The organism is Mannheimia indoligenes (assembly GCF_036880405.1).
Taxonomy (GTDB): Bacteria; Pseudomonadota; Gammaproteobacteria; order Enterobacterales; family Pasteurellaceae; genus Mannheimia; species Mannheimia indoligenes.
Genome location: NZ_JBAJJM010000008.1, coordinates 96,926 through 122,804 on the forward strand (window position 1 = coordinate 96,926; position 25,879 = coordinate 122,804).

Below are 25,879 nucleotides of genomic sequence, written 5' to 3' on the forward strand. Positions count from 1 at the left end.
AAAAACCCCTATTTAATAAAATTAACGATGATCGTAACGTTTTGCTAAAGTATCGCCCAATTTCTGGCTTACCATCACAATCGCCACAATAATGATTGTTGCAATCCATTTTACATAAACCATATTACGGTGCTCCCCGTAACTGATTGCCAAGTTTCCTAACCCGCCGCCGCCTACAGCACCTGCCATTGCAGAATAACCGATTAAAGCCACTAAGGTTAAAGTAATACCATTGATTAAAATCGGCAAAGATTCCGGTAAATAAAATTTAGTTACTACTTGCCAATTGGTTGCCCCCATTGATTTTGCTGCTTCAGTTAAACCTGATGGAATTTCCAATAACGCATTAGACGTTAAGCGAGCAAAAAACGGAATTGCTGATACGCTTAACGGCACAATCGCCGCCGTTGTTCCTAAAGTTGTACCCACAATTAAACGGGTAACAGGTAATAAAATAATCAATAAAATAATAAACGGAATAGAACGTCCGATATTAATAATCACATCTAAAATTTGATGTAATCTTGGGTTTTCTAAAATTTCACCTTTACCTGTTAAAAAAGCTAAAAAACCAATCGGCAAACCAATGATGACAGCTAATGCCGTCGCCACAAAGCCCATATAAATGGTTTCAAAAGTAGATTCCCACACTAAGCCCCACATTTGTGGCGTCATCTCTCTCAAAAAATCAGCCCACATAGCCTAACACCTCTACTTTTACATTATTATCCATCAAATAAAATTTTGCTTCTGCAATCGCATCCGAATTACCGCTTACTTCTGCAATCACAAAACCAAATTTCACACCACCGGCATAGTCAATTTGTGACATTAAAATACTGAAATCAATACCAAATTTTTTCGATGCGGTTGAAAGAAGTGGTGCATCAACCGAACGGCCGGTAAATTCAAATTTAATAATCGGCTTACTGTTCTCACTTGGCGTTGCCGAAAGCTGCTCGGTATATTCCTGTGGCAATTCAAAATGGAAAGTTGATTGAATAAATTTCTGAGCCAATTCGGTTTTCGGATTGGAGAAAATTTCGCTCACCGAGCCAGATTCAATCAACTGCCCTTTATCAATCACCGCCACACGGTCACAAATACGTTTCACCACTTCCATCTCGTGAGTAATCAACAAAATGGTTAAGCCTAAGCGCTTGTTAATATCTTTTAATAATTGCAGAATAGATTGCGTGGTTGCTGGGTCTAACGCACTGGTTGCCTCATCACAAAGCAAAACGTGCGGATCGCTTGCCAACGCACGGGCAATCGCAACACGCTGTTTTTGCCCACCCGAAAGATTTGCCGGATAAACATCTTTGCGATCAGTTAAGCCCACCAATTCCAATAATTCATTCACTTTTTTCTCAACTTCGGCTTTCGGAGTGTTGCTCAAACGCAGTGATAACGCCACGTTCTCAAATACCGTTTGAGAAGAAAGCAAATTAAAATGTTGGAAAATCATCGCAATATTACGGCGAGCGGAAATCAGCTCTTTGTCCGACATTGCAGTTAAATCTTGCCCATCAACAATCACTTGTCCCATTGTCGGGCGTTCTAATAAATTTACGCAACGAATTAAGGTACTCTTGCCCGCACCTGAAGCCCCAATCACACCATAAATCGTGCCTTTAGGAACATCCAGATTCACATTATCCAGAGCAGTAATTTTTTTACCCTTTACCTCAAATTGCTTGCTGATATTTTTCAGCTGAATCATTTTTCTATCCACATTAATTAAAATTATTTCTTCGCTATTTTAGACGTCTAGATTGCTATGTCAATCAACTCACCTAATTTTTTTATTCCAAATAAGCATAACGCATAAAATAAGTGATTGCACTTGAAATAAATTGAGGTTTTGTATGACTGGTTTTCATCATAACTGAAAAAATACCCTTTATCATTTTTATAAGTATATAAATAATAAGCTATTAAATAAAAAAGACAGCTCAAATTGAGCTGCCTCATCATTTTATATTTATAGCTTAATCCATCTCACTCATCAAACTCGCATTACCACCTGCGGCAGCAGTATTGATACTAATTGCTTTTTCGTGAACAAGTGGCAGCAACGAAAGGGCTAAATCAAGGCTGTCGATGTAGGTCAAAATCGCACCTCTGCGTTCGGCGTGGTGAGTTTTTTCTTCGACCGAAAGCGGATCAATCACGATCAAGACACTCAACTGGTCAAGGCTGTTGAAATCATCCACTACCAGCACCTTTCCGTCGAACTGGGCGGCGTATTTCGCCAGTTCGCTGCCGCGTTCAACCACCGCTTGGCTACCTACAATTACAATCGCAATCAGTGCTTGAACCTGCTCGGCAAGCGTGCCTTTTCCAATCGCGATTTGCGGACGGGCGACCAGCGTGAGGTAGTTTTTCTCGCCGGTGATGCCCTGCATCGGGTAAATTTTGCCAAGCGGCGATTGACGGGTCAGACTGGCTACTAAATCGAGTGCTGCTTGCTGCTCTGTACCACTTAATACATTACGAATTGCATTTTCTAACCCAAAATTGACCGCTTGTACACTGCCTTCCAAGCCGTTAAGCGTCCACTCATTGCGGTTTACCAAACGTTGCAGGTAAAGCGGTCCCCCTGCTTTCGGACCGGTTCCTGACAAGCCCATTCCGCCAAATGGTTGCACTCCAACTACAGCACCAACAGTATTACGGTTCACATACAGGTTACCCGCGTGAATGCTCGCCAACCAGCGTTCGACCGTTTCGTCAATGCGGCTATGCAAACCACTGGTTAAACCAAAACCGGTCGAGTTGATGTCGGCGATCACTTGGTCGAGCTTATCGGCATCAAAACGAATAACGTGCAATACCGGCCCGAAGACTTCGTGTTTGAGCTGGCTGATGTGGTCGATTTCCAGAACGGTTGGCGGCACGAAAATGCCGTTCACCTCAATTTCCGGATCGATCGCAACCTGATAGCAACTTTTCGCCGATGTTTTGAGATTGTCGATATGGTCGAGTAAGCGTTGTTGCGCCACTTTGTCGATCACCGGGCCGATGTCCGTGGTGAGCTGTTGCGGGCGGCCGACTTTCAGCTCCGCCATTGCGCCTTTTAACATGGTGAGAATATGGTCGGCAACATCACGTTGCAGATATAACACACGCAGTGCGGAACAGCGTTGCCCTGCGGAGTCGAACGCCGAGTTCAGCACATCCGCCACAACTTGCTCGCCCAGTGCGGAGCTGTCCACGATCATCGCATTCTGCCCGCCCGTTTCGGCGACAAGCGGTACGATTTTCTCATTTTTCTGCAAATTACGGTTGATGTTCTTCGCCGTATCGGTTGAGCCGGTGAAAATCACGCCGTTCACGCGCTTATCTGCCACCAATGCCGCACCAACGGTTTTTCCGCTACCCGGCAAGCATTGCAACGCCGCTTTCGGCACGCCGGCTTGGTAGAACAGGTTTACGGCGAAATGTGCCATCAGCGAGGTTTGCTCGGCAGGTTTTGCCAACACCACGTTACCAGCAACTAAGGCAGATGAGACTTCACCTACGAAAATCGCGAGCGGAAAGTTCCACGGGCTGATCGCCACCACCACACCGCGTGGGTTGCGGTAGGCTTCGACATTATTACGAACAGTTTTTGCATAATAACGGCAGAAATCGACCGCTTCACGCACCTCGGCAATCGCGTTGTTCAGTGTTTTGCCTGCCTCACGCACGGCTAAATCGAACAGTTGCGGCATATTCGCTTCCATTAAATCCGCCATTTTTTCTAGGCACTCGGCACGCGTCGCAGGCGAAGTGTTCGCCCATTCGCTTTGGAATTGTTCCGCCGCATCAAAGGCGTTTGCCACATCGGTTTCGGTTGCGTCCACCACCTCTCCGACTAACTCGTTTACGTTTGCCGGATTGTAAATTTTTCGGCTTTTCTGACCGCTTGTTGTACCGATTGCAAGCTGTGGCTCAGCAATATATTGCTGTTTCGCCAGTTCGTTCAGGTGAGTTTCTAAGGTTTGCAGGCTGATTGAATCGGTTAAATCATAGCCTTTGGAATTCGGGCGAGCGTCGCCGAACAGTGCCACCGGCATTGGGATTTTCGGGTGCATTGTACCTTGAGTTGGCGTTGCTTTTTGCACCGGATCTTGGGCGAGATCATCAATGCTCAGATTTTCATCAACAATTTGGCTGACGAACGAGCTGTTCGCACCGTTCTCCAACAGGCGACGTACCAAGTAGGCGAGCAGGGTTTGGTAAGTGCCGACAGGGGCATAAATACGGCACTGTACATTCAAGTTATTGCTACCAACTACTTGATCGTACAGGCTTTCGCCCATACCGTGCAAGCATTGGAATTCAAAACGTTTGCCCTGTGCCAAGTGGTAAATAGTAGCAAGAGTTTGGGCGTTGTGAGTAGCAAATTGTGGGTAGATCACATCTTGTGCGGCAAGTAGTTTTTTCGCACAGACGATGTAGTTTAAATCGGTATGCACCTTGCGAGAGAATACCGGATAGCCCTCCGCACCGTCCGTTTGGGCTCGTTTGATTTCGGTATCCCAGTATGCCCCTTTCACCAAACGGATCATCAGTTGGCGGTTGTTTTTACGGGCGGTATTGATTAAATGTTCGATCACATAGGGGCAGCGTTTTTGGTAGGCTTGCACCACAAAGCCGATGCCGTTGAAGCCGGCTAAATCCGGATCGGCAAGCAGTTTGTCTATTAAATCGAGCGATAGCTCCAAACGGTCGGCTTCTTCGGCATCAATATTCAAGCCAATGTCGTAGTTTTTCGCCAGTAAAAACAGGTCTTTCAGGCGTGGATAGAGTTCGTCCATTACCCGTTGATGTTGTGCCAGCGAGTAGCGAGGGTGAATAGCGGAGAGTTTGACTGATACGCCCGACGATTTATACACTCCCAAGCCTTTAGAGGTTGCACCAACCGCGTGAATGGAAGCGACATAGTCGGCATAGTAGCGTTTGGCATCTTCCGCCGTGAATGCCGCTTCACCCAACATATCGTAGCTGTAACGGTAACCCATTGCGAAGCGTTTCTCGCCATTTTTGATCGCTTCTTGAATGGTCTCACCAGTTACAAACTGTTTGCCGAGCATCCGCATCGCAACGTCTACGCCTTTGCGGATTAACGGCTCACCACCTTTGGAAATCAGGCGGGAAAGAGCAGATGAGAGCGAGCTTTCGCTGTGGGTAGAAACCAGTTTGCCAGTAATCACCAAGCCCCACGCTGCCGCATTCACAAACAGTGATGGACTGTTTCCGGTGTGCGAACGCCAATCACCTTTGGCGATTTTATCTCGAGTGAGTTTATCAGCGGTAGCTTTATCCGGAATACGCAATAACGCTTCTGCAAGACACATCAATGCCACGCCTTCCTGGCTGGAAAGGGAAAATTCGTGCATTAACGCATCTACCCCACTCGCCTTTTTACGTGAGGTACGGACTTTGCCGACTAATTGGGTAGTAAGCTTTTTAATGCTGTCTACGTGCTCATCACAACGAGCTTGTTCCAGCAGGTTTTGCACGAGAGTTTGCTCGTCAAAACGATAATAACGACTCAATTCAGGACGGATAGTCGTATTCGGTAAGAGTTGGTATGGCATAGTTTTTCCTTATTTTGTAATGCAAGCGGTAGAATTTACTAATTTTTTTGTAAAAGAAACCGCTTGTTGTGATGATTTATGAAAATGTACATTCTTATTAAAATATTCCCCCTATTTATGAGCAAAGAGAAACCGGAGGAGGTTCGATAGAAGTGATTACTGCCAAATCATTACTAACTTCTCATAACTCAGAGGGAGAAAATACCATTGAAAATTTACATTCACCTTTTGTTCAAAAATATAAAAAAACAGCCGCCTAGACAGGCAGCCGTTTTTTGCTATTTGCTCATTTCAGTTTCATAGGCTTTTTCAGCATTTTCAAAAGTAGCCACGATCTCTTGGCGAGGCTCTGGAGTAATTAGAGAAACCACTACGATCGCGATCATTGCAAGGATAAAGCCTGGGATCATTTCATAAATTCCGCTATTAGGCACAATATCATTCCAGAATACTACCACTAACGCACCGGTCAGCATTCCAGCAAGTGCACCGGCAGCATTCATTCGTTTCCAAAACAGAGATAAAATGACCACCGGTCCGAAAGCACAACCGAAACCCGCCCACGCATACGACACCAAACCTAATACTTTGCTGTTTGGGTCTTGAGCAAGTACAATCGCTAATACAGAAATTGCCAGCACCATTAAGCGACCGAGCCAGACTAGCTCTTTTTGTGTGGCGTTCGGGCGGATAAAGCCCTTATAGAAATCTTCGGTAATCGCACTTGAACAGATAAGCAACTGACAGCTTAAAGTACTCATTACTGCCGCTAAAATCGCAGAGAGTAAGATACCGGCAATCCACGGGTTAAATAACAATTTGGAGAGCTCAATAAACACTTGTTCGTGATTTTGACTGACGATACCAGCTTGTTCAGGATGAGCAAAGAAATAAGCTTGACCAAAGAAGCCAATACCAACTGCACCAAATAAGCAGATGATCATCCAAATCATCGAAATACGGCGGGCATTCGGAATGGATTTTACGCTGTCTGCCGCCATAAAACGGGCAAGAATATGTGGTTGCCCAAAATAGCCCAAGCCCCACGCAGAAAGACTTAATAAACCGATAAAGGTAGTACCGGTGAACAGGTCAGTGAAATCTTTATTGACCGCATTGCCTGCTTGCACAATAACTTCGTGAGTCTGTTCAAAACCACCAAGCTGGATCAGTACAAAAATCGGGGTGAGAAATAAAGCAAACAACATTAGCGTGGCTTGAATAGTGTCCGTCCAACTTACTGCCAGGAAACCACCGATAAATGTGTAAATAATGGTTGCCAATGCACCATACCAAAGGGCAGTAGAATACGGTACACCAAATAGGTTTTCAAACAATCGAGCACCGGCTACAACACCAGAGGCACAATAGATTGCGAAGAAAAACAGGATAATCGCTGCAGAAACAATTTTCAGGATTTTACTTTTATCGCCGAAACGGTGATGGAAATAGTCTGGCAGAGTTAAAGCATTGGCATTAAATTCAGTATGAATGCGTAGTCTACCGGCAACAAACAGCCAGTTTAAATACGCACCGACAGTCAAGCCGATGGCAATCCAACCTTCGACCAGACCGGCAGCATACACAGCACCCGGCAACCCCATTAGAAGCCAGCCGGACATATCCGATGCCCCAGCTGATAAGCCGGTAACAAACGCCCCTAAACGACGACCGCCGAGAATGTAGTCAGAAAGGTTGTGAGTAAAACGATAGGCAATAAAGCCGATAGCGATCATTCCGAAAATATAAATCAGAAATGTGGTGGTGGTAGGATCAAAACCGAACATAGGACTCTCCCATATTTATTATTTGTTGAAATCCGTTAATCAATTACTTATACCAAATAAGTATTAATTTCTTGTACTTTTTATCAAAAAAACCGCAACAAAAGCAACATATTTATACATTTTTTTAACAAAATGTGATCTACCCCACATAAAGTGAATCGTATTAGTTCAAAATAATCTACTTTACTGCACAAATATAGATGAAAGAAGAAAAAAGGTTGATTCTGATGTCTCAAAATCAACCCTTAATATACTACTGCCTTTAAAGTCTTCCTATACTGAACTTACGCCTTACGCCAAATTGTACCGTTTGGGGTGTCTTCAAGTACGATGTTCATCGCTTTGAGTTTATCTCGCACTTCATCGGCAACTGCCCAGTTTTTGGTGGCTTTAGCTTCATTACGTTGTTTGATTAACGCTTCGATTTCAGCGGTTTCATCGGCATTTGCCTCGCCTTTTAAGAAGGCATCAGGGTCTTGCTCCAGTAAACCTAACACGCCGGCAAGTTCTTTTAAACGCACCGCTAAACCGTTGGCTTTTTCCATATCTTCGGTTTTGAGCTTGTTCACTTCACGGGCAATTTCAAATAATACCGCTAATGCTCCCGGTGTGTTGAAATCATCATCCATTGCGGTTTTGAAAGCGTCCACATATTGCTCGCCACCAATGGCTGCTCCTGATACATCGCAGCCACGCAGAGCGGTATATAAACGCTCAAGAGCTGAACGGGCTAAATCAAGGTTATCAATGCTGTAATCTAATAACGAGCGGTAATGGGCGGTTAAGAAGAAATAACGCAGCGATTCCGCATCGTACAAGCCTAACATATGGCGAATACTGAAGAAGTTGCCGAGCGATTTCGACATTTTCTCTTTATCAATCGTGAGCATTCCGGTGTGTAGCCAATAATTGACATAATCACCACCGTGAGCACAGCAAGATTGAGCAATTTCGTTTTCGTGGTGTGGGAACATTAAATCCGCACCGCCACCGTGAATATCAAAATGCTCGCCCAGCTCTTTGCTGTTCATTGCCGAACATTCGATATGCCAACCCGGACGACCGTTGCCCCACGGGCTTTCCCAGCTTGGCTCGCCTTCTTTCGACATTTTCCAAAGCACGAAATCCATTGGGTTTTTCTTCACTGATTTAATTTCAACCCTTGCACCGGCTTGCAGTTGCTCTAAATTTTGGCGAGATAACGCACCGTATTTTTGGAACGATTCCACATCAAACATCACATCGCCATCTGCAGCTACATAGGCATTGCCGTTTTTAATCAGCTTTTCCACCATCGCAATAATTTCAGGAATATGCTTGGTCGCTCGTGGCTCAACATCTGGGCGAAGAATGTTTAAATCGTCAAAATCTTTGTGCATTTCTGCAATCATTCGCTCAACTAGCTCATCACAAGTTTCGTTATTTTCTAACGCACGTTTGATGATTTTGTCGTCCACATCGGTAATATTGCGAACATAACGCAGGTTATAACCGCTATAACGCAAATAGCGTGCAATCACGTCAAAAGAAACGAAGGTTCTGCCGTGTCCGAAGTGGCAAAGATCGTACACAGTAACTCCGCAAACATACATTCCCACTTGCTCAGGATTAATCGGTTTAAATTCTTCTTTTTCCCGTTTTAGGGTGTTATAAATTTTGAGCATAAAGTCCCCATTTCTCAAATTTGTGTCATTTTTTCAAAAATACGGCTAAGTATAGCGAATAAGCGGTCTGATTTTGAGATTTTTTTGCAATTTGGCTGAAACTTTTTAATAATAGCGGGCGAATTTATTTCTACCCTAACATTTATAGAGGAAAACAGAATGATTACATTACACACCAACTTTGGCGACATCAGAATCGAGTTAAATTTTGACAAAGCCCCAATCACAGCGAAAAACTTTGAAGATTACTGCAAAGAAGGCTTTTACAACGGCACGATTTTCCACCGTGTAATTGATGGCTTTATGATTCAAGGCGGCGGTATGACGGTTGGAATGACCGAAAAACCAACCAAAGCCCCAATTCAAAATGAGGCAAGCAACGGTTTAAGCAATAAACGTGGCACACTTGCGATGGCTCGTACCTCTGATCCACATTCAGCAAGCTCACAATTTTTCATCAACGTGGCAGATAACACGTTCTTAGATTACCGTTCAAAAGAGATGTTTGGTAAAACCGTGGTGCAAGAATGGGGTTATGCAGTATTCGGCGAAGTGGTTGAGGGAATGGACGTTGTAGATAAAATCAAAGGCGTAAAAACCGGTAATAAAGGCTTCCACCAAGATGTGCCAAAAGAAGATGTGGTGATTGAGTCTGTTACTGTGGCTTAATTTACTTGATTTAGATATAAGCAAGCGGTTAAATTTTTGCAAAATTTTGCAAGGAATTAACCGCTTGTTTTGTTATGTGATTTGGTAAAGCCAGATAATTATCGGCATCGTAAACACACATAATAGAGTGGTAACTCCATAAATTGCACTCGCCTTTTTAGCATCTTGCCCGTAGGCAACCGCCATTTGTGTGATAGTGGCGGCGGAAGGGCTGATTGTAGCAAGAAAGGTAATCATCACAATGGTTTCGCCATTAATAACCCAGTTTTCAAAACCACATAATTTAATCACACCTAATAGAATCAGCGGAATAAAGATTAAACGCAGAAATGTAATCAAATAAATCCGTTTATCGGTAATAATTTCTTTAAATGGAATTGCGGCAATTAGCATACCTGCAACCAGCATTGATAAAGGTCCGATCATATTGCCTAAACCGGACAAGGTGCTGGCAATCGTTGTTGGTAACTTAATATGCAAGAGGAATAACGCCATTCCCACAATAATGGCAAGAATATTGATATTTAAGATAATTTTTCTCAACGGTACACTACCTTTACCGCAGATTAAAGCCCGTAAATGCGACCAAAACAGGACGCTTTGCACGACAATAAAAGCGGTGGAATAAATAACCCATTCAGGTCCCAAAAGAGAAGCTACAATTGGAATAATTAAATTTCCTGAATTGGAATAAATGGTTGTGGCTTGTTCAATATTATCTAATTTCGCACTTTTCTTGAGTATCCAGCCCAATAAAATCAACAATGCACTGAAAATGATTGAGATAACAAAGGCAAGATATAAACCATTAAGCGTTTCGGTGGTGTAATCGACTTGAAAGGCTGTTATCAGCATTGCCGGGCTAATAATATAAAGCCCGATAATTGAAATTGGATAACTTTGTTCTGAAGTTAAAAGTTTCGTTTTTACAATAACGTAGCCTAACAGAACCATTAAGGTAAGTTGTAAAATTTTGTCTGCTAATAAAAGTGCGATATCCATTGCTATTTAAGAGATAATCTCTCTTCTCCCGAATAAATGGTGGCTTTTCCTTTGCGAACAAATGCCAATAATGTGAATTGATTATCACGAGCCATTTTTGCCGCCATTTCGGTTGTAGCTGAAATAGCACATAACATTTCAATTCCAACTGCTAGGCATTTTTGCACCATTTCAAAACTGGCTCGGCTGGTAACAAAGACAAAACCATTTGGAAAGCCTGCTTTAGCATACCAGCCAATCAATTTATCTAATGCTACGTGCCGCCCCACATCTTCCCGAATGGCAAGTAATTCCCCCTCCACACTGAAAAAGGCAGCTGCGTGGCTTGCACCTGTTTTTTGCGATAATGTTTGTGCGTTTTCCAGCTGCTCTAAACAACTTTCTAAAATAAGCGGATTAACACCTTGCAAGCGGTTATTTTTTTTAACAATTTTGCAACTTTGATTGACTTGTTCTAACTGCTCTACGCCACAAATGCCACATCCTGTTCTGCCTGCCATTGAACGGCGTTTATCTTTTAATTGCACAAATTGTCGGGTAGAAATTTCAAGTTGAATCTCCACACCATTTTCTTGCTCAATAATATCTAGCCCGTATAATTCTTGCGGAGAATTCAAAATCCCTTCCGCTAAGGAAAAACCGAGTGCAAAGTCTGCTAAATCCGAAGGGGTTGTCATCATCACCGTATGAGAAATGCCATTATAAACTAAAGCAACAGGCACTTCTGAAATCAAATTATCTTCACAATTTTGCTGTTTAAGCTCAGTTGTTGAGAATAATAATTTTTTGGCATCTATTTTTGTGATCTTATTCACAATATTCATCTCTTCTATGCTTAAAAAGTGGTTTATTTTGTTAAAAAGTTGTATCATATCGGCACTTAAATTTGGTTTAAATCAAATTAATTTGATATTTAACCTATTTACCGACAAAAGAGTATATTCATTTCCTTTTATTAAGAGGAAAATGATACACCTCTTCGATCAATTTATTAACTTAATTTTTTGATCAACTTTACTTTTATTTACCACATTATGTGATTTTGGAGTGATTATGCAGATCTCAAGACGTAAGTTCTTTAAGGTCTGTGCAGGTGGTATGGCGGGTACTTCTGCTGCAATGTTGGGCTTTGCCCCAACGGCAGCATTAGCCGCCCCTCGCGAGTATAAGCTCTTAAGAGCGAAAGAAACTCGCCAAACCTGTACTTACTGTGCTGTAGGCTGTGGAATGATTATGTACAGCTTAGGCGGCGAAGCAATGAATAGCAAAGGGAAGCTTATTCATATTGAAGGCGACTCTGACCATCCAGTAAGCCGTGGGGCATTATGTCCGAAAGGTGCCGGAGCATTAGACTATGTAAATAGTGATCGCCGTGTACATTATCCGGAGGTGCGTGAGCCGGGTTCAAGTGAATGGAAACGCATTTCTTGGCACGAAGCTGTGGAACGTATTTCTCGCCATATTAAAGATGACCGTGATGCAAACTTCATTGAAAAAAATGCAGAAGGTACACCAGTTAATCACTGGCTAACCGCTGGTTTCTTGGCAGGTTCTGCGTGTAGTAACGAAACAGGTATCATCACGCAAAAATGGATTCGTTCTCTCGGTATGGTATTTACCGACAACCAAGCGAGTATCTGACACGGACCAACGGTAGCAAGTCTTGCTCCATCATTTGGTCGCGGTGCGATGACCAACCACTGGGTTGATATTAAGAACGCTGATCTCGTTATCGTAATGGGCGGTAATGCCGCTGAAGCTCACCCTGTCGGTTTCCGCTGGGCAATTGAAGCGAAAAAACAAAACGGTGCTAAGTTAATGGTGGTAGATCCACGCTTTAACCGTAGTGCTGCAGTTTCTGACATCTATATGCCAATCCGTCCGGGTACGGATATTGCATTCTTATTAGGTGCGGTAAACTATTTGCTGAAAAACGATAAAATTCAGCACGAATATGTTAAACACTATACCAATGCGACTTTCTTAGTACACGAAGGCTTTAAATTTGAAGACGGTTTATTCACCGGCTACGATGAAGCAACCCGTACTTATAAAGATAGATCGACTTGGGCATATCAAATGGATGAAGAAGGCAATCCGAAACGGGATATGACTCTTCAAGATCCTCGCTGTGTACTAAATATGTTACGTGAACACGTTTCTCGCTATACGCCTGAAATGGTTGAACGTATTACAGGTACTCCACAAAAAGACTTCTTGATTTTCTGTGAAGAGATTGCAAAAACCTCTGCACCGGATAAAGCTGCGACTTTCCTTTATGCGTTAGGTTGGACTCAACACACCGTTGGTGCACAAAACATTCGCTCAATGGCAATTATCCAGTTACTGTGCGGTAACATCGGTGTTGCAGGCGGTGGTGTAAATGCGTTACGTGGACACTCAAATGTACAAGGTATTACCGACTTAGGTTTATTCCCTGCACGTCTTCCAGCGTACTTACCATTACCAAGCGAAACAGATGTTTCATTAGAAGCATTCTTAACGCGTATTACGCCAAAAACAATGGGTGCAGGTCAAACCAACTATTGGGCAAATACACCGAAGTTCTTCATCAGTATGATGAAATCGTTCTATGGCGATAAAGCAACTGCGGAAAACGAGTTTGGTTTCCACTATCTGCCGAAACTACAAAAAGGTGGTATCGACCACTTCCGTTTCATTGAACAGATGTATGAAGGTAAAATCAACGGTTACTTCTGTCAAGGTATGAACCCGATTGCCTCTTACCCGAACTCACAGAAAATTATCAAAGCATTAAGCAACTTGAAATATTTAGTTATTTTTGACCCGCTTGTAACCGATACTTCTGAGTTCTGGAAAAATCACGGCGAGTTCAATAATGTAAATTCTGCGGAAATCCAAACGGAAGTGTTCCGTTTACCAACAACTTGTTTCGCAGAAGAAGATGGTTCTATTGCAAACTCAGGTCGTTGGTTACAATGGCACTGGAAAGCGGCTGATGCTCCACACGAAGCAAAACCGGATATTGATATCTTATCTGAAATTCGTGCTGAATTAATCCATCTTTACCATAAAGAAGGTGGTAAAGCACCGGTCGAGCCATTAGAAGCAATGACTTGGAATTACGCAAATCCGCTTGAGCCAAAAGCAGAAGAAATTGCGAAAGAAAATAACGGTTATGCGTTAGAAGATGTGAAAGATGCAGATGGCAATATTCTTGTCAAGAAAGGCGAATTACTTTCAAGTTTCGGTCAAATGCGTGATGATGGTACAACCTCTGGTGCGTGCTGGATCTATACAGGTCAATGGACACAAAAAGGTAACCAAATGGCTAACCGTGATAACTCAGACCCATCAGGCTTGGGTAACACCTTAGGTTGGGCATTTGCGTGGCCGGCAAACCGCCGTATTCTATATAACCGTGCATCAGCGGATTTAAGTGGTAAGCCTTGGAATCCAAAACGCCAATTAGTGAAATGGAACGGTAAAAACTGGAACTACATTGATGTGGCTGACTTCGGTACAGCACCACCAAATGCACCAACAATGCCATTTATTATGCAACCAGAAGGTGTATCAGGCTTGTTTGTGCGTGAACGTATGATTGATGGTGCATTCCCGGAACACTACGAGCCGTTAGAAACACCAATCGGTACTAACCCGTTACATCCTAATGTAATTTACAGCCCGGTTGCTCGTATTTTACCAACGGATAAAGCGGATTTAGGTACAAGTGATGAGTTCCCATATGTAGGTACAACTTACCGCTTAACCGAGCACTTCCACTATTGGACGAAGAACTCAATGATCAACGTTATCGCTCAACCGGAGCAATTTGTTGAAATCGGCGAGAAATTAGCTGAAGAGAGAGGCATTAAAAACGGTGATAAAGTGCGTGTTTGGTCTAAACGTGGTGAAATTAAAGCTGTTGCAGTAGTAACGAAACGTATTCGCTCATTAGTGTCTGACGGTAAGCCAATCCACACTATCGGCATTCCGATTCACTGGGGATTTGCAGCAACTACCGGTGCGAAAAAAGGTTATTTTGCAAATAACTTAACCGTACGTTCAGGCGACCCGAGCTCTAATACGCCAGAGTCTAAATGTATGTTGTTAAACATTGAGAGAATTGGAGGCTAAAAATGGGTGTAGTTCAATCTCAAAACATTATTAAGATCTCCGCAACCTCTGATTTAACACCTGCACCGCAGGCTCGTTCGCACCAAGTAGAAGTGGCAAAATTAATTGATGTAACTACTTGTATCGGCTGTAAGGCTTGTCAGGTAGGTTGTTCAGAGTGGAATGATATCCGCTCTGATGTCAATGCTGCTTGTGTTGGTGTTTACGATAACCCTGCTGATCTGAATGCAAAAGCGTGGACGGTAATGCGATTCAACGAAGTTGAAGAAAATGACCGCTTAGAATGGTTAATCCGTAAAGACGGCTGTATGCACTGTACCGAACCGGGCTGCTTAAAAGCCTGCCCGGCTCCAGGTGCAATTATTCAATACGCCAACGGTATTGTGGATTTTCAATCTGATAAATGTATCGGTTGTGGTTACTGTATCGCAGGTTGTCCATTCAACATTCCACGTATGAACCCGGAAGATAATCGCGTTTACAAATGTACATTATGCGTGGATCGTGTAACGGTAGGTCAAGAGCCGGCTTGTGTGAAAACTTGCCCAACAGGTGCAATTCGCTTCGGTAGCAAAGAACAAATGAAGTTCTATGCGGAACAACGTATTGCGGACCTCAAAGCTCGTGGTTATGAAAATGCAGGTCTTTATGACCCTGAAGGTGTGGGTGGCACACACGTTATGTATGTATTACATCACGCAGATAAACCGGAACTTTATTCAGGTTTACCAAAAGATCCGAAAATTGACACCACAGTTACGCTATGGAAAGACATCTTAAAACCGGTTGCAGCCGTTGCATTAGGTGGCTTAGCATTAGCTGAAGTAGCACACTATGTAACCGTTGGTCCAAACGTTGAGGAAGATGTTGAAGATCACCACCACGATATTAGAGAAGGAGATAGACATGAGTAAGCCATTTATCGTTACGAATGATACCAAAATCGTTCGTCATAAGCCGTTAGCTCGTGTTAGCCACTGGTTTCTCGTTATTTCATTTTTTATGACGATGTTTACCGGTGTAGCATTCTTCTTTCCTGATTTTGCTTGGCTAACAGAGATCTTAGGTACACCACAAATTGCTCGTGCGGTACACCCTTTCACAGGGATCATTATGTTCATTGCATTTAGCATTGTTGCATTAATGTACTGGCATCATAATATTCCTGAGAAAAACGATATTCGCTGGGCAAAAGGTATTGTTGAGGTGTTAAAAGGTAATGAACACGCGGTTGCCGATAACGGCAAATATAATCTAGGTCAGAAATTACTCTTCTGGACATTGATTATTGCAATGTTTACCCTTTTAATTACGGGAATTATTATGTGGAGACAATTCTTCTCAGCATATTTCTCAATTCCTGTAATTAGAATTGCGATTTTACTTCACTCTACAATGGCATTTATGTTATTTACCGGTATCTTAGTGCATATCTATATGGCATTCTGGGTAAAAGGCTCAATCAGAGGTATGGTTGAAGGCTGGGTAACGGTTCGCTGGGCGAAAAAGCACCACCCAAGATGGTATCGTGAAGAAGTGTTACCTGAAATCGAAAAACACGTTAAAAAAGATAACACTATCCAATAATCACACAAAGTGCGGAGAATTCCGCACTTTTATTTTATGACTATGTTATATAACTTAGGAAAGTTATGAGTATCAAAATTTTACAGCAAGATGAAATTCAACAAGTTGCAAGTTCATTCCAACAACCTGAATTACTTTTTGCTAACCCTAAAAATCTCTACTCTCGCCGTGCAAAGCGTTTACGCGAGTTAGCCAAAGAAAATCCGTTTGGCGATTATATGGAATTCTCCGCCAACTTAGTGGATATTCAGCTGGAATTATTAACTAGCAGACCAATTGCAAATTATTCGGAAAAAATAACCACTTGTGTAGAATTAACACAAGGCGATAAACCATTAAACAGCAAAAATTTCCAACGTAGTGATGAGTGGCGAGAGCTATTATTCGCTATTATTGATAAATTCAAACCTTATGCTAATGACACCATACTCCCAACACTAGAATGGTTGGAAAAAGCCTCTGCTTCTGAGTTAGAGACCTTAGCAGATAATCTTTTAAATGAGCATTATGAACTTGTAGCAGCAGACAAGGCAGTATTTATTTGGGCTGCCCTTTCTCTGTATTGGGTACAATTAGCACAGCAGTTACCTCGTAATACGCGTGCTGAAGTGGGACATAAACATTTTTGCCCTGTTTGTAACTCCGCCCCTGTTACCAGCGTGATTCATTTTGGCGAAGCACAAGGTTTACGCTATTTACACTGCTCTTTATGTGAAAGTGAATGGCACGTAGTACGTTCAAAATGCACTAACTGCGATGAAACAGGAAAGTTAGATTATTGGAGTTTAGACTCTGCTGAAGCAGCCGTAAAAGCAGAAAGCTGTGGAGATTGCCACTCTTACTTAAAAGTGCTTTATCAAGATAAAGATTTTAATGTTGAGCCTGTAGCGGACGATTTAGCCAGCCTGTTTTTAGATTCTGAAATGGAACAAAAAGGCTTATCGAGAAGCGGTGTAAATCCATTCTTATTTCAAGGCGAGTAACTAAAAAACGGAGCATAAGCTCCGTTTTTATCTTGGTCGGGAAATTCTCTTACTTTCGCAGCGGTTTTCAATCACATCTCTATCTGACATAAACGCATATCGGCATTGAGATTTATAGTACTGTACTTCGGCTCTATCAAGAATTCGTTGAGCACCGACACGTAACTCCTCCATAGAAAAACTACTTACTTCCTCATCTTTTGGAGGTGCTTTTAGTACTCTACGTTCCGAAATTTTAAATGCCGGTTTATTGTCTTGTTGTTTAGAACTATTTACATTGGTTTTATGACTGATTTGAGCGTGAGCACTTCCAATCATAAACAAACATAAAGCTACTAAACTAAGAGATGCCTTCATATGTTCCCTAAAAATTTATTAGAAAATATTTCCTATTCATCGTCATATTCTATTATATTTATCGCATTGTTACAAATTCTTCTGAACCTGTTGGGTGAATAGCAACGGTATTGTCAAAATCCGCCTTTGTTGCCCCCATTTTGATTGCAACAGCAAATCCTTGAATCATCTCATCAACACCAAAACCAATGCCGTGTAACCCAACGATTTTTTCTTCTTTACCGACACACACCAATTTCATTCGGCAAGGCTGACGATGCTGAGTAATCGCCGTGTACATTGCGGTAAAAGAAGATTTATAGACTTTTACATTATCCTTGCCATATTGCTCAATGGCTTGTGGCTCAGTTAAACCAATTGCCCCAATAGGTGGGTGGCTAAATACTACTGTTGGCACTAAGTTATAGTCTAAGTGCTCGTTTGGTTTGTTGTTGAATAAACGCTCTGATAATCGGCGACCCGCAGCAACCGCAACAGGAGTTAATTCAATACCACCTTCAATAATATCACCCACTGCGTAAATATTTGACACATTAGTATTTTGGAATTTATCAACTTTGATAAAACCACGTTCGTTTGTTTGAACGCCTGTTACGTCCAAATTAATCACATCGGTTGCAGGCTCACGACCAATTGCCCAAACTAAGGTTTCAATAGTAGTTTCACGGCCGTCTTCTAAAATTAAAGTCAGTGTTCCATCTTGGTTTTTTGTTACTTTTTGTGGAATAGCTTGGGTATGTAGCTCAATACCATCTTGAGCTAATACTTCGAGCAAAGTTTCCACAATCAGCGGATCTTGCTGACGCAACGGTGCGTGCTGGCGAACAAACAAATGCGTTTTTACCCCTAAGCTATTAAATACGCCGGCTAACTCAACCGCAATATAACCTGCTCCCACAATTGCCACCGATTTTGGCAACGCATCTAACGCAAATACACCATCTGAAGTAATGCCATACTCTGCCCCTTCTAAATCCGGAATAGTTGGGCGACCGCCTGTTGCAATTAAAATATGATCAGCCGTTACTTCTTCTTTTGAACCATCTTCATAGCTTACTTCAACGGTTTTTTCATCTTTAAAGCGAGCAAAGCCATTTAACACATCAACATTATTTTTACTCAATACATTATTGTAGGAAGTGTGGATACGCTCAATATACGCTTGACGGCTTTCAACCAATTTTGCATAGTCAAAATGATTAACCGAGACATCAAAACCATAATCAGGAGCATAACGATGAACTGCTTCTGCAATTTGAGCTCCATAAAACATCACTTTTTTCGGCACGCAGCCCACATTAACGCAAGTACCACCTAAATGCTTTGCTTCAATAATGGCACATTTCTGCCCATAACTTGCTGCTCGATTAATGGAGGCAATACCGCCACTACCACCACCAATTGCAATATAATCATAGTGTTTTGCCATAAGTCACTTCCCATCAGTTTAAATAATAAAAGCGATTTTATTATAATCACTTTTGTCAAAAATGTATGCTGTCATCAATATTAATGTTTAACGTGTTGAGCATTTAAAATTTTATCAATATATGCCAACACTAAAGCAGAAATCACAAAAGTAACGTGAATAATCACTTGCCACATCATTTGCTTCTCATCAAGGTTGGAAGCATTAATAAATGTTTGCAGTAAGTGAATAGATGAAATGCTGATAATTGCCATCGAAAGTTTTACTTTCAGTACCGTCGCATTAACGTGATCAAGCCATTCCGGCTGATCCGGATGTCCATCAACCCGCAATCTCGAAACAAAGGTTTCATAACCACCCACAATAACCATCACTAAAAGATTGGCGATCATCACTACATCAATAAGGTTTAATACGGCTAACATTACCATATTAGAATCCATTTGGTTTAGATCTACTACCAAATGATATAGTGATTTCATAAATTTATAAGCATAAATGCCCTGAACAACAATTAAACCTAAATAAATAGGTAACTGTAACCAACGGCTGGCAAAAATAATTTTGCTTAAAATATTCGCTCTTGTTTCTAACTCTGTATTCATATTAATCCCACATAACCATAAAAACCATAAATAAAAGCGGTCGAATTCTAGCAATTTTTTGCAAAAAAATTAAGAGATTCAACCGCTTGTTTTTAAAATTATTGATTACTTTTTAAATCCTTTCCCATTATTCCAAGACACCGTGTATTCTAAGCCTAAACGGCAACTTGGTAATGCAGGATTTGCTGCCCGACCAATAGCCAACAACATTACCGGCAAATAGCGGGAACTGTCAATTTCCAGTAAATCAACTACTGCATTACGGTTAAATACGCCGATTGCGTGAGTATCGTAGCCCCTATCTTTGGCAATCAGCATCAGCTGCATAGCGGTTAAACTGCTATCAATTAACACTTGATCTCGAATATCTGTTTCCGTTAATTGTTGATGAAGACCAAGTAAAAAATTAAATTTACGATCACGGAACTCTGGGTGCAAACAACCGGTTTCAACCGACTGATCCACAATATCACCTAATAATTTTTCATATTGCAAATCCGCCAAAATCACAACCACAGCGGAAGCCGTTTCACAAGGTGGACCATTAAAAGCAACATTGCCCGATAGCTCTTTTTTGATTGCTTCATCATCAACAACTACAAATCGCCAAGGCTGTAAATTCGCTTTTGAAGGGGCAAGTTGTGCTAAGGCTAACATCTCTTGTAGCTCTTCACGGCTAATTTTCACAGTAGGATTAAAGGCTTTAATGGTTTTGCGTTGCTCAATAACCGTTTTTAATTCCATCTTATTTCTCCTATATAAACTCTTTTTAGTCTATAACGTCGAAAACTTCAATGTAATAATTGAAAATAGGTATTCCGCTCGTTTCTTGAGATAAGTCAAAATTATCAAATCAACAAGCGGTCAAATTTTACTAAAAATTTGCAAATCACTTGCAAAAATTTTCCAAAATTCAACCGCTTGTTGCTATTTCTTATTCGCTTTTAGCATCGCCATTAAATTGGCAATATTAGCAGATGATTTTGCCTCTTTTTGTTGCTCAGTGAGCGGTCGCTTATCTCTTTCCCACACCAAATCATCTTGTGGCAATTCCAGCAAAAAACGGCTTGGTTCAGGTTTGATAATTTCACCATATTGCCGACGTTCTTTGCATAACGAAAAGGTTAACGTTTGCTGGGCTCGGGTAATGCCAACGTAAGCCAAACGGCGTTCTTCGTCTACATTCTCTTCGTCAAGGCTGGTTTGGTGCGGCAAAATGCCCTCTTCCATTCCGATCAGAAAAACGTGGGGAAACTCTAAGCCTTTTGAGGCGTGTAAGGTCATAAGCTGTACTTGGTCGGCTTCATCATCGTCTTCGCCACGTTCAAGCATATCTCTCAGTGTCAAGCGATTCACTACTTGCACTAAATTCATCGGCTCTTCGATTTCATCGCCCTCAAGCATTCCTTGCACCCACTCAAACAAAGTTTGTACGTTTCGGCTCTGCATTTCTGCCACCTTTGGATTTACCGCTATTTCATACAAATAGGCTTCGTACTGAATTTTTGCCAGTAAATCTTTCACCGCTTCAATCGGATCTGAACGCTCCGCTTGGTCGGCAATTTCCACAATCCAACGAGCGAAATCTTGCAAAGCTTGGTAAGGCTTCGGCGTTAGGCGTTGTATCAGCTCAAAATCAAAAATCGCTTCAAACAAACTGACCTGCTTTTCATTGGCAAGTAGCCCAAGTTTTTCAAGCGTTGCTGCCCCGATTTCCCTTTTTGGCGTGTTCACAATGCGTAAAAATGCCGCATCATCGTCTTGGTTTACCACCAAACGCAAATACGCCATCATATCTTTGATTTCCGCCCGAGCAAAAAATGATGTACCACCTGAAATTTTGTACGGAATGCGGTTTTGCATCAGTAATTTTTCAAGCAAGCGAGATTGATGATTACCCCGATACAAAATCGCATAATCCTTATATTTCGTCTTGCGAGAGAAACGATGAGCAATCAACTCTCCGACAATTCGCTCGGCTTCATTTTCTTCATTTTTTGCCTCGATCACATTCAGTTTTTCGCCTTCGCCCAGCTCAGAAAAGAGGCGTTTGGTGAATAGATGATCGTTGTTATCGATCAAAATATTAGCACAATGCAAAATCCGCTGGCTAGAACGGTAATTTTGTTCTAGTTTAATCACTTTCAGATCAAAATCTTCACGCAAGCGTTGCATATTTTCAGGCTTCGCCCCACGCCACGAGTAGATGGATTGGTCATCATCACCCACTACCGTAAAGTTTGGCTCATTACCGACAATTAACTTGATTAACTCATATTGGCTGGTGTTGGTATCCTGATATTCATCAACCAATAAATAGCGAATTTTATTCTGCCAGCGGGCTTTCGCCTCTGGAAATTGGCGGAAAAGCAACACAGGGAGCATAATCAAATCATCAAAATCTAACGCATTATAAGCCTTGAGTTGATTTTGGTAGAGCTGGTAGAAATGAGAAAACACTCGCTCACGATCATCTCGCACACGAGCAATCACCATTTCAGGCGAAAGCAGATCGTTCTTCCAATTTGAAATAGTGGAAATCAGCGTTTTGAGCAGATCTTTATCTTCCGTTACGTTTTCCGGCAACAGATGTTTAAGCAAGGCAATTTGGTCGTGTTCATCAAACAACGTCATTCCCGACTTGAAACCAAGCAGTTTGTACTCTCGCTTTAAAATCTCAAAACCAAGCGTGTGGAAAGTTGAAATCGTCAGCCCTTTGCTATTTTCTTTACCAATAGAGTGAGCCACTCTCTCCCGCATTTCACGGGCGGCTTTATTGGTAAAGGTTACTGCCGCAATCTGTTTCGGGGAATAGCCGCAATTTGCAATTAAGTGAGCGATTTTATTAATAATCACCCGAGTTTTGCCCGAACCGGCACCTGCCAGTACAAGGCAAGCCCCTTGAGTGTATTCCACCGCTTGTTGTTGTTGAGAGTTGAGTTTCATTGGAACTGTTGTGAATTAATTTTAAAGACTATTCTAACGGAAAGAAAACAAGCGGTCTATTTCCTTGAAAAATTTGCAAAAATTCAGATAAAAACTACCGCTTGTAAAAGGGAAGAAAAATCCTCAAAACGCAAATTTTTCCTTTCAATCTTGCCCCTTTAGCTATATTATTATCAATTGATTTTTTGGGGGCGAAAGCCTGATTTTTTAATCCTTTTCTTTTTGATTTAAGGGAAAACAACAGTAGATGGAAAAATTAGAACAAAAAGCTATCATCGAGCTTAAAAATGTAACAAAAAGCTACGGTAGTAAAACGATTCTTAAAAATTTGAATTTAACCATTAACGATGGTGAATTTTTAACAATTTTAGGTCCTTCGGGTTGTGGTAAAACAACTGCGTTGCGTTTAATTGCCGGCTTTGAAGATTTGACTGAGGGTTCAATCATTCTTGATGGGCAAGATGTTTCTAACGTTCCAGCGGAACAACGCCCCGTGAATACCGTATTCCAAAGCTATGCTCTTTTCCCACATATGACTATTTTTGAAAATGTCGCATTCGGTTTGCGTATGCAAAAAGTGCCAAATTCAGAAATTGAGCCACGTGTAATGGAAGCATTGCGTATGGTCCGACTTGAAGATAGAGCTCAACAAAAACCGGCTCAGCTTTCAGGTGGCCAGCAACAACGTATCGCTATTGCTCGTGCGGTGGTAAATAAGCCAAAAGTATTGTTATTAGATGAATCTCTTTCTGCGTTAGACTATAAATTGCGTAAAGAGATGCAAAATGAGTTAAAAGCATTGCAACGTCAATTAGGTATTACCTTTATTTTCGTTACTCACGATCAGGAAGAAGCATTAACAATGTCTGATCGCATTATCGTAATGAACGGCGGTAAAATCGCACAAGATGGTACACCTCGTGAAATTTATGAAGAACCAAGCAACTTATTCGTGGCTCGTTTTATCGGTGAAATTAACGTATTTGATGCAACCGTGATTGAACGTGTTGATGAAAAAAATGTGAAAGCGAACGTAGAAGGTCGTATTTGCAACATTAAAGTTGAAAATTTAGAAGTTCACCCGAACCAAAAATTAAAAGTATTGTTACGCCCTGAAGATATCGTGATTGAAGAGTTAGACGAAAATGAAAGCTCAAAAGCGATTATCGGTCATATTATCGACCGTAACTATAAAGGTATGACATTAGAGTCTAGCGTAAAATTAGATCATAATGGTATGAATGTATTAGTGAGCGAGTTCTTCAATGAAGATGATCCTAATATTGACCACGATGTTGGTCAAAAAGTGGCTCTTACTTGGTATGAAGGCTGGGAGGTTGTGTTAAACGATGAAGGCGAATAACAAATTCCAAAATGGTGCGGTCGCAACTATTTTCGGTTGGTTATTACTTTTCGTATTAGTGCCGAACGTACTCGTTTTAATTATTAGCTTCTTAACAGAAAACCGCCAAAGCCAATATTTTGTTGATTTTGCGTTTAGCTTGGATGCGTATAAAGCGTTATTTAATGACACTTACGCAACTGTATTATGGAACTCGCTATATATGGCGGGAGTTGCAACGCTTATCTGTTTAATTATCGGCTACCCTTTTGCATTTTTTATTGCCAAAATGCCGGCAAAAATTAGACCGTTTTTACTCTTCTTAGTGGTGTTGCCATTCTGGACAAACTCGCTGATTCGTATTTACGGTATTAAAATTTTCTTAGGGGTAAAAGGTGTCTTAAATGAAACCTTATTGGCAATTGGCTTGATCAATGAACCTTTACGTTTATTGAACTCAGAAGCCGCAATTATCATTGGTTTAGTTTACATTCTATTACCATTTATGATTTTGCCACTTTATTCTTCAATTGAGAAAATTGATAACCGCTTACTAGAGGCTGCAAAAGACTTAGGAGCAAATGCTTTCCAACGTTTTATTAAAGTAACTATTCCACTTACAATGCCGGGCATTGTAGCAGGTTGTTTATTAGTATTACTACCTGCAATGGGTATGTTCTATGTGGCAGACTTATTAGGCGGCGGTAAAACACCATTAGTGGGTAATATTATTAAGAGCTTATTCTTAAATACTAACCAATTTGCCTTAGGCTCTGCGGTAAGTATTGCATTAACAATATTAATGGCATTGATGCTTTATGTTTACTATCGTGCAAATAAATTATTGAATAAAAAGGTGGAGCTTGAATAATGAAAAAGACAGTTAGAAACCTTTTTATGTTGGCAGTATTTGCTTACCTATACATTCCAATTATTATTTTAGTAGTAAACTCTTTCAATGCAGACCGTTTCGGCTTGAACTGGAAAGGCTTTACTTGGAACTGGTATGAGCGTTTATTCAGCAATGATACACTAGTACAAGCAACAATGAACTCATTAACCATCGCCTTTTTTGCGGCAACACTCTCCACGATTTTAGGTGCATTAACTTCTATTGCCCTTTATCGTTACCGTTTCCGTGGCAAAAAATTAGTCGGTGGGATGTTGTTTGTGGTAATGATGTCGCCTGATATCGTAATGGCTGTATCAATGCTTGTATTATTTATGATTATTGGTATCAAACTAGGCTTTATTTCGTTATTAATTGCTCACATTACATTCTGTCTACCTTATGTAGTGATTGCAATTTCATCACGCTTAAGCGACTTTGACGGCAAAATGTTAGAAGCGGCGAAAGACTTAGGAGCAAGCGAAGTAACGATTTTACGTAAAATTATTTTACCATTAGCTTTACCTTCAATTATATCAGGCTGGTTACTAAGCTTTACAATTTCATTAGATGACGTTATTGTTTCTTCATTCGTAACAAGCCCAAGCTATGAAGTATTACCACTGAAGATCTTCTCATTGGTTAAAACAGGCGTAACTCCAGAAGTAAATGCCTTAGCAACCATTATGATCATTTTCTCATTAACACTTGTGGTATTAAGCCAGTTAGTGGTGAGAAAAAAGGTATAAATCAAATTAACTAAATCAAAACCTGACTAGCTATTTCGCAGTCAGGTTTTTTATTGATTACAGTGTGCAAAAATAAGAAAATATAACCGCTTGTAAGCGGTCCATTTTTATGAATGGGCTTATATCCAAGTAGCTTGAGCGTGATTTTCTAATCAGAAAG

At 41.3% G+C, this 25,879-nt stretch carries 20 protein-coding genes; 8 read left to right on the forward strand and 12 right to left on the reverse strand.

The features are described from left to right. Nucleotides 1–21: 21 nt before the first annotated feature. The 5 genes from V6W77_RS07015 to cysS form a co-directional block, all read right to left on the reverse strand. Complete coding sequence (locus V6W77_RS07015; protein ID WP_025216909.1) at nucleotides 22–699, reverse strand: methionine ABC transporter permease; 678 nt, start codon at nucleotides 697–699, stop codon at nucleotides 22–24. After that, a complete protein-coding gene (gene metN, locus V6W77_RS07020) occupies nucleotides 689–1,723 on the reverse strand; it encodes a methionine ABC transporter ATP-binding protein MetN (RefSeq protein ID WP_334254207.1) in 1,035 nt (344 codons plus the stop codon). Before metN ends, V6W77_RS07015 begins: the two co-directional genes overlap by 11 nt. A gap of 268 nt (nucleotides 1,724–1,991) precedes the next feature. Next, nucleotides 1,992–5,588 carry a bifunctional proline dehydrogenase/L-glutamate gamma-semialdehyde dehydrogenase PutA gene (gene putA, locus V6W77_RS07025; protein WP_334254208.1) on the reverse strand — a complete coding sequence of 1,199 codons (3,597 nt, stop codon included), beginning with the start codon at nucleotides 5,586–5,588 and terminating at the stop codon, nucleotides 1,992–1,994. 278 nt (nucleotides 5,589–5,866) lie between these two features. Then, the gene (gene putP / locus V6W77_RS07030; protein WP_334228983.1) at nucleotides 5,867–7,375 is read right to left on the reverse strand and encodes a sodium/proline symporter PutP; all 1,509 of its coding nucleotides are present in this window, start codon (nucleotides 7,373–7,375) and stop codon (nucleotides 5,867–5,869) included. A 284-nt stretch (nucleotides 7,376–7,659) separates the two neighbouring features. Further along, nucleotides 7,660–9,039, reverse strand: coding sequence for a cysteine--tRNA ligase (gene cysS / locus V6W77_RS07035; protein ID WP_334254209.1), 1,380 nt, complete (start codon nucleotides 9,037–9,039; stop codon nucleotides 7,660–7,662). A gap of 159 nt (nucleotides 9,040–9,198) precedes the next feature. Here cysS and V6W77_RS07040 point away from each other — a divergent pair, with 159 nt between their 5' ends. Beyond that, entirely contained in the window at nucleotides 9,199–9,708 is a 510-nt protein-coding gene (locus V6W77_RS07040) for a peptidylprolyl isomerase (protein ID WP_334254210.1), read from the forward strand. Nucleotides 9,709–9,780: 72 nt separating this feature from the next. Here V6W77_RS07040 and V6W77_RS07045 read toward each other — a convergent pair whose 3' ends face one another. Then, entirely contained in the window at nucleotides 9,781–10,710 is a 930-nt protein-coding gene (locus tag V6W77_RS07045) for an AEC family transporter (RefSeq protein ID WP_334254211.1), read from the reverse strand. 2 nt (nucleotides 10,711–10,712) lie between these two features. Further along, a complete protein-coding gene (gene fdhD / locus V6W77_RS07050) occupies nucleotides 10,713–11,525 on the reverse strand; it encodes a formate dehydrogenase accessory sulfurtransferase FdhD (RefSeq protein WP_025235569.1) in 813 nt (270 codons plus the stop codon). A gap of 238 nt (nucleotides 11,526–11,763) precedes the next feature. Between fdhD and fdnG the strand changes: the two genes are divergently transcribed. From fdnG to fdhE, 4 genes are all read left to right on the forward strand, one after another. Next, the gene (fdnG, locus tag V6W77_RS07055; protein WP_283385554.1) at nucleotides 11,764–14,832 is read left to right on the forward strand and encodes a formate dehydrogenase-N subunit alpha; all 3,069 of its coding nucleotides are present in this window, start codon (nucleotides 11,764–11,766) and stop codon (nucleotides 14,830–14,832) included. Between the two features lie 2 nt (nucleotides 14,833–14,834). After that, nucleotides 14,835–15,746 carry a formate dehydrogenase subunit beta gene (fdxH, locus tag V6W77_RS07060; protein ID WP_283385553.1) on the forward strand — a complete coding sequence of 304 codons (912 nt, stop codon included), beginning with the start codon at nucleotides 14,835–14,837 and terminating at the stop codon, nucleotides 15,744–15,746. After that, nucleotides 15,739–16,419: a formate dehydrogenase subunit gamma gene (locus tag V6W77_RS07065; RefSeq protein ID WP_334228988.1), complete on the forward strand. Its 681-nt coding sequence runs from the start codon at nucleotides 15,739–15,741 to the stop codon at nucleotides 16,417–16,419. Before fdxH ends, V6W77_RS07065 begins: the two co-directional genes overlap by 8 nt. A 65-nt stretch (nucleotides 16,420–16,484) precedes the next feature. Continuing rightward, on the forward strand, nucleotides 16,485–17,402 hold the full coding sequence (gene fdhE, locus V6W77_RS07070; protein WP_334254212.1) for a formate dehydrogenase accessory protein FdhE: 918 nt from the start codon (nucleotides 16,485–16,487) through the stop codon (nucleotides 17,400–17,402). A 27-nt stretch (nucleotides 17,403–17,429) separates the two neighbouring features. On the opposite strand, the gene V6W77_RS07075 is transcribed toward fdhE, so the two are convergent. From V6W77_RS07075 to rep, 5 genes are all read right to left on the reverse strand, one after another. Next, nucleotides 17,430–17,759, reverse strand: coding sequence for a hypothetical protein (locus tag V6W77_RS07075; protein WP_334254213.1), 330 nt, complete (start codon nucleotides 17,757–17,759; stop codon nucleotides 17,430–17,432). A gap of 58 nt (nucleotides 17,760–17,817) precedes the next feature. Further along, entirely contained in the window at nucleotides 17,818–19,188 is a 1,371-nt protein-coding gene (gene gorA / locus V6W77_RS07080; RefSeq protein ID WP_334254214.1) for a glutathione-disulfide reductase, read from the reverse strand. Nucleotides 19,189–19,268: 80 nt separating this feature from the next. Beyond that, nucleotides 19,269–19,793 carry a TIGR00645 family protein gene (locus V6W77_RS07085; protein WP_025235561.1) on the reverse strand — a complete coding sequence of 175 codons (525 nt, stop codon included), beginning with the start codon at nucleotides 19,791–19,793 and terminating at the stop codon, nucleotides 19,269–19,271. 105 nt (nucleotides 19,794–19,898) lie between these two features. Beyond that, nucleotides 19,899–20,537: a nitroreductase family protein gene (locus tag V6W77_RS07090; RefSeq protein WP_334254215.1), complete on the reverse strand. Its 639-nt coding sequence runs from the start codon at nucleotides 20,535–20,537 to the stop codon at nucleotides 19,899–19,901. Between the two features lie 183 nt (nucleotides 20,538–20,720). Continuing rightward, nucleotides 20,721–22,739, reverse strand: a complete 2,019-nt coding sequence (rep, locus tag V6W77_RS07095; RefSeq protein WP_334254216.1) for a DNA helicase Rep — start codon at nucleotides 22,737–22,739, stop codon at nucleotides 20,721–20,723. 247 nt (nucleotides 22,740–22,986) lie between these two features. On the opposite strand from rep, the gene potA reads away from it, so the two are divergent. From potA to potC, 3 genes are read left to right on the forward strand one after another with little or no spacing between them, the layout of a single operon-like run. After that, a complete protein-coding gene (gene potA, locus V6W77_RS07100; protein ID WP_025235558.1) occupies nucleotides 22,987–24,102 on the forward strand; it encodes a spermidine/putrescine ABC transporter ATP-binding protein PotA in 1,116 nt (371 codons plus the stop codon). Further along, complete coding sequence (gene potB, locus V6W77_RS07105) at nucleotides 24,089–24,952, forward strand: spermidine/putrescine ABC transporter permease PotB (RefSeq protein WP_025235557.1); 864 nt, start codon at nucleotides 24,089–24,091, stop codon at nucleotides 24,950–24,952. Before potA ends, potB begins: the two co-directional genes overlap by 14 nt. Beyond that, the gene (gene potC / locus V6W77_RS07110) at nucleotides 24,952–25,719 is read left to right on the forward strand and encodes a spermidine/putrescine ABC transporter permease PotC (RefSeq protein WP_334254217.1); all 768 of its coding nucleotides are present in this window, start codon (nucleotides 24,952–24,954) and stop codon (nucleotides 25,717–25,719) included. Before potB ends, potC begins: the two co-directional genes overlap by 1 nt. The last annotated feature ends 160 nt before the right edge of the window (nucleotides 25,720–25,879 follow it).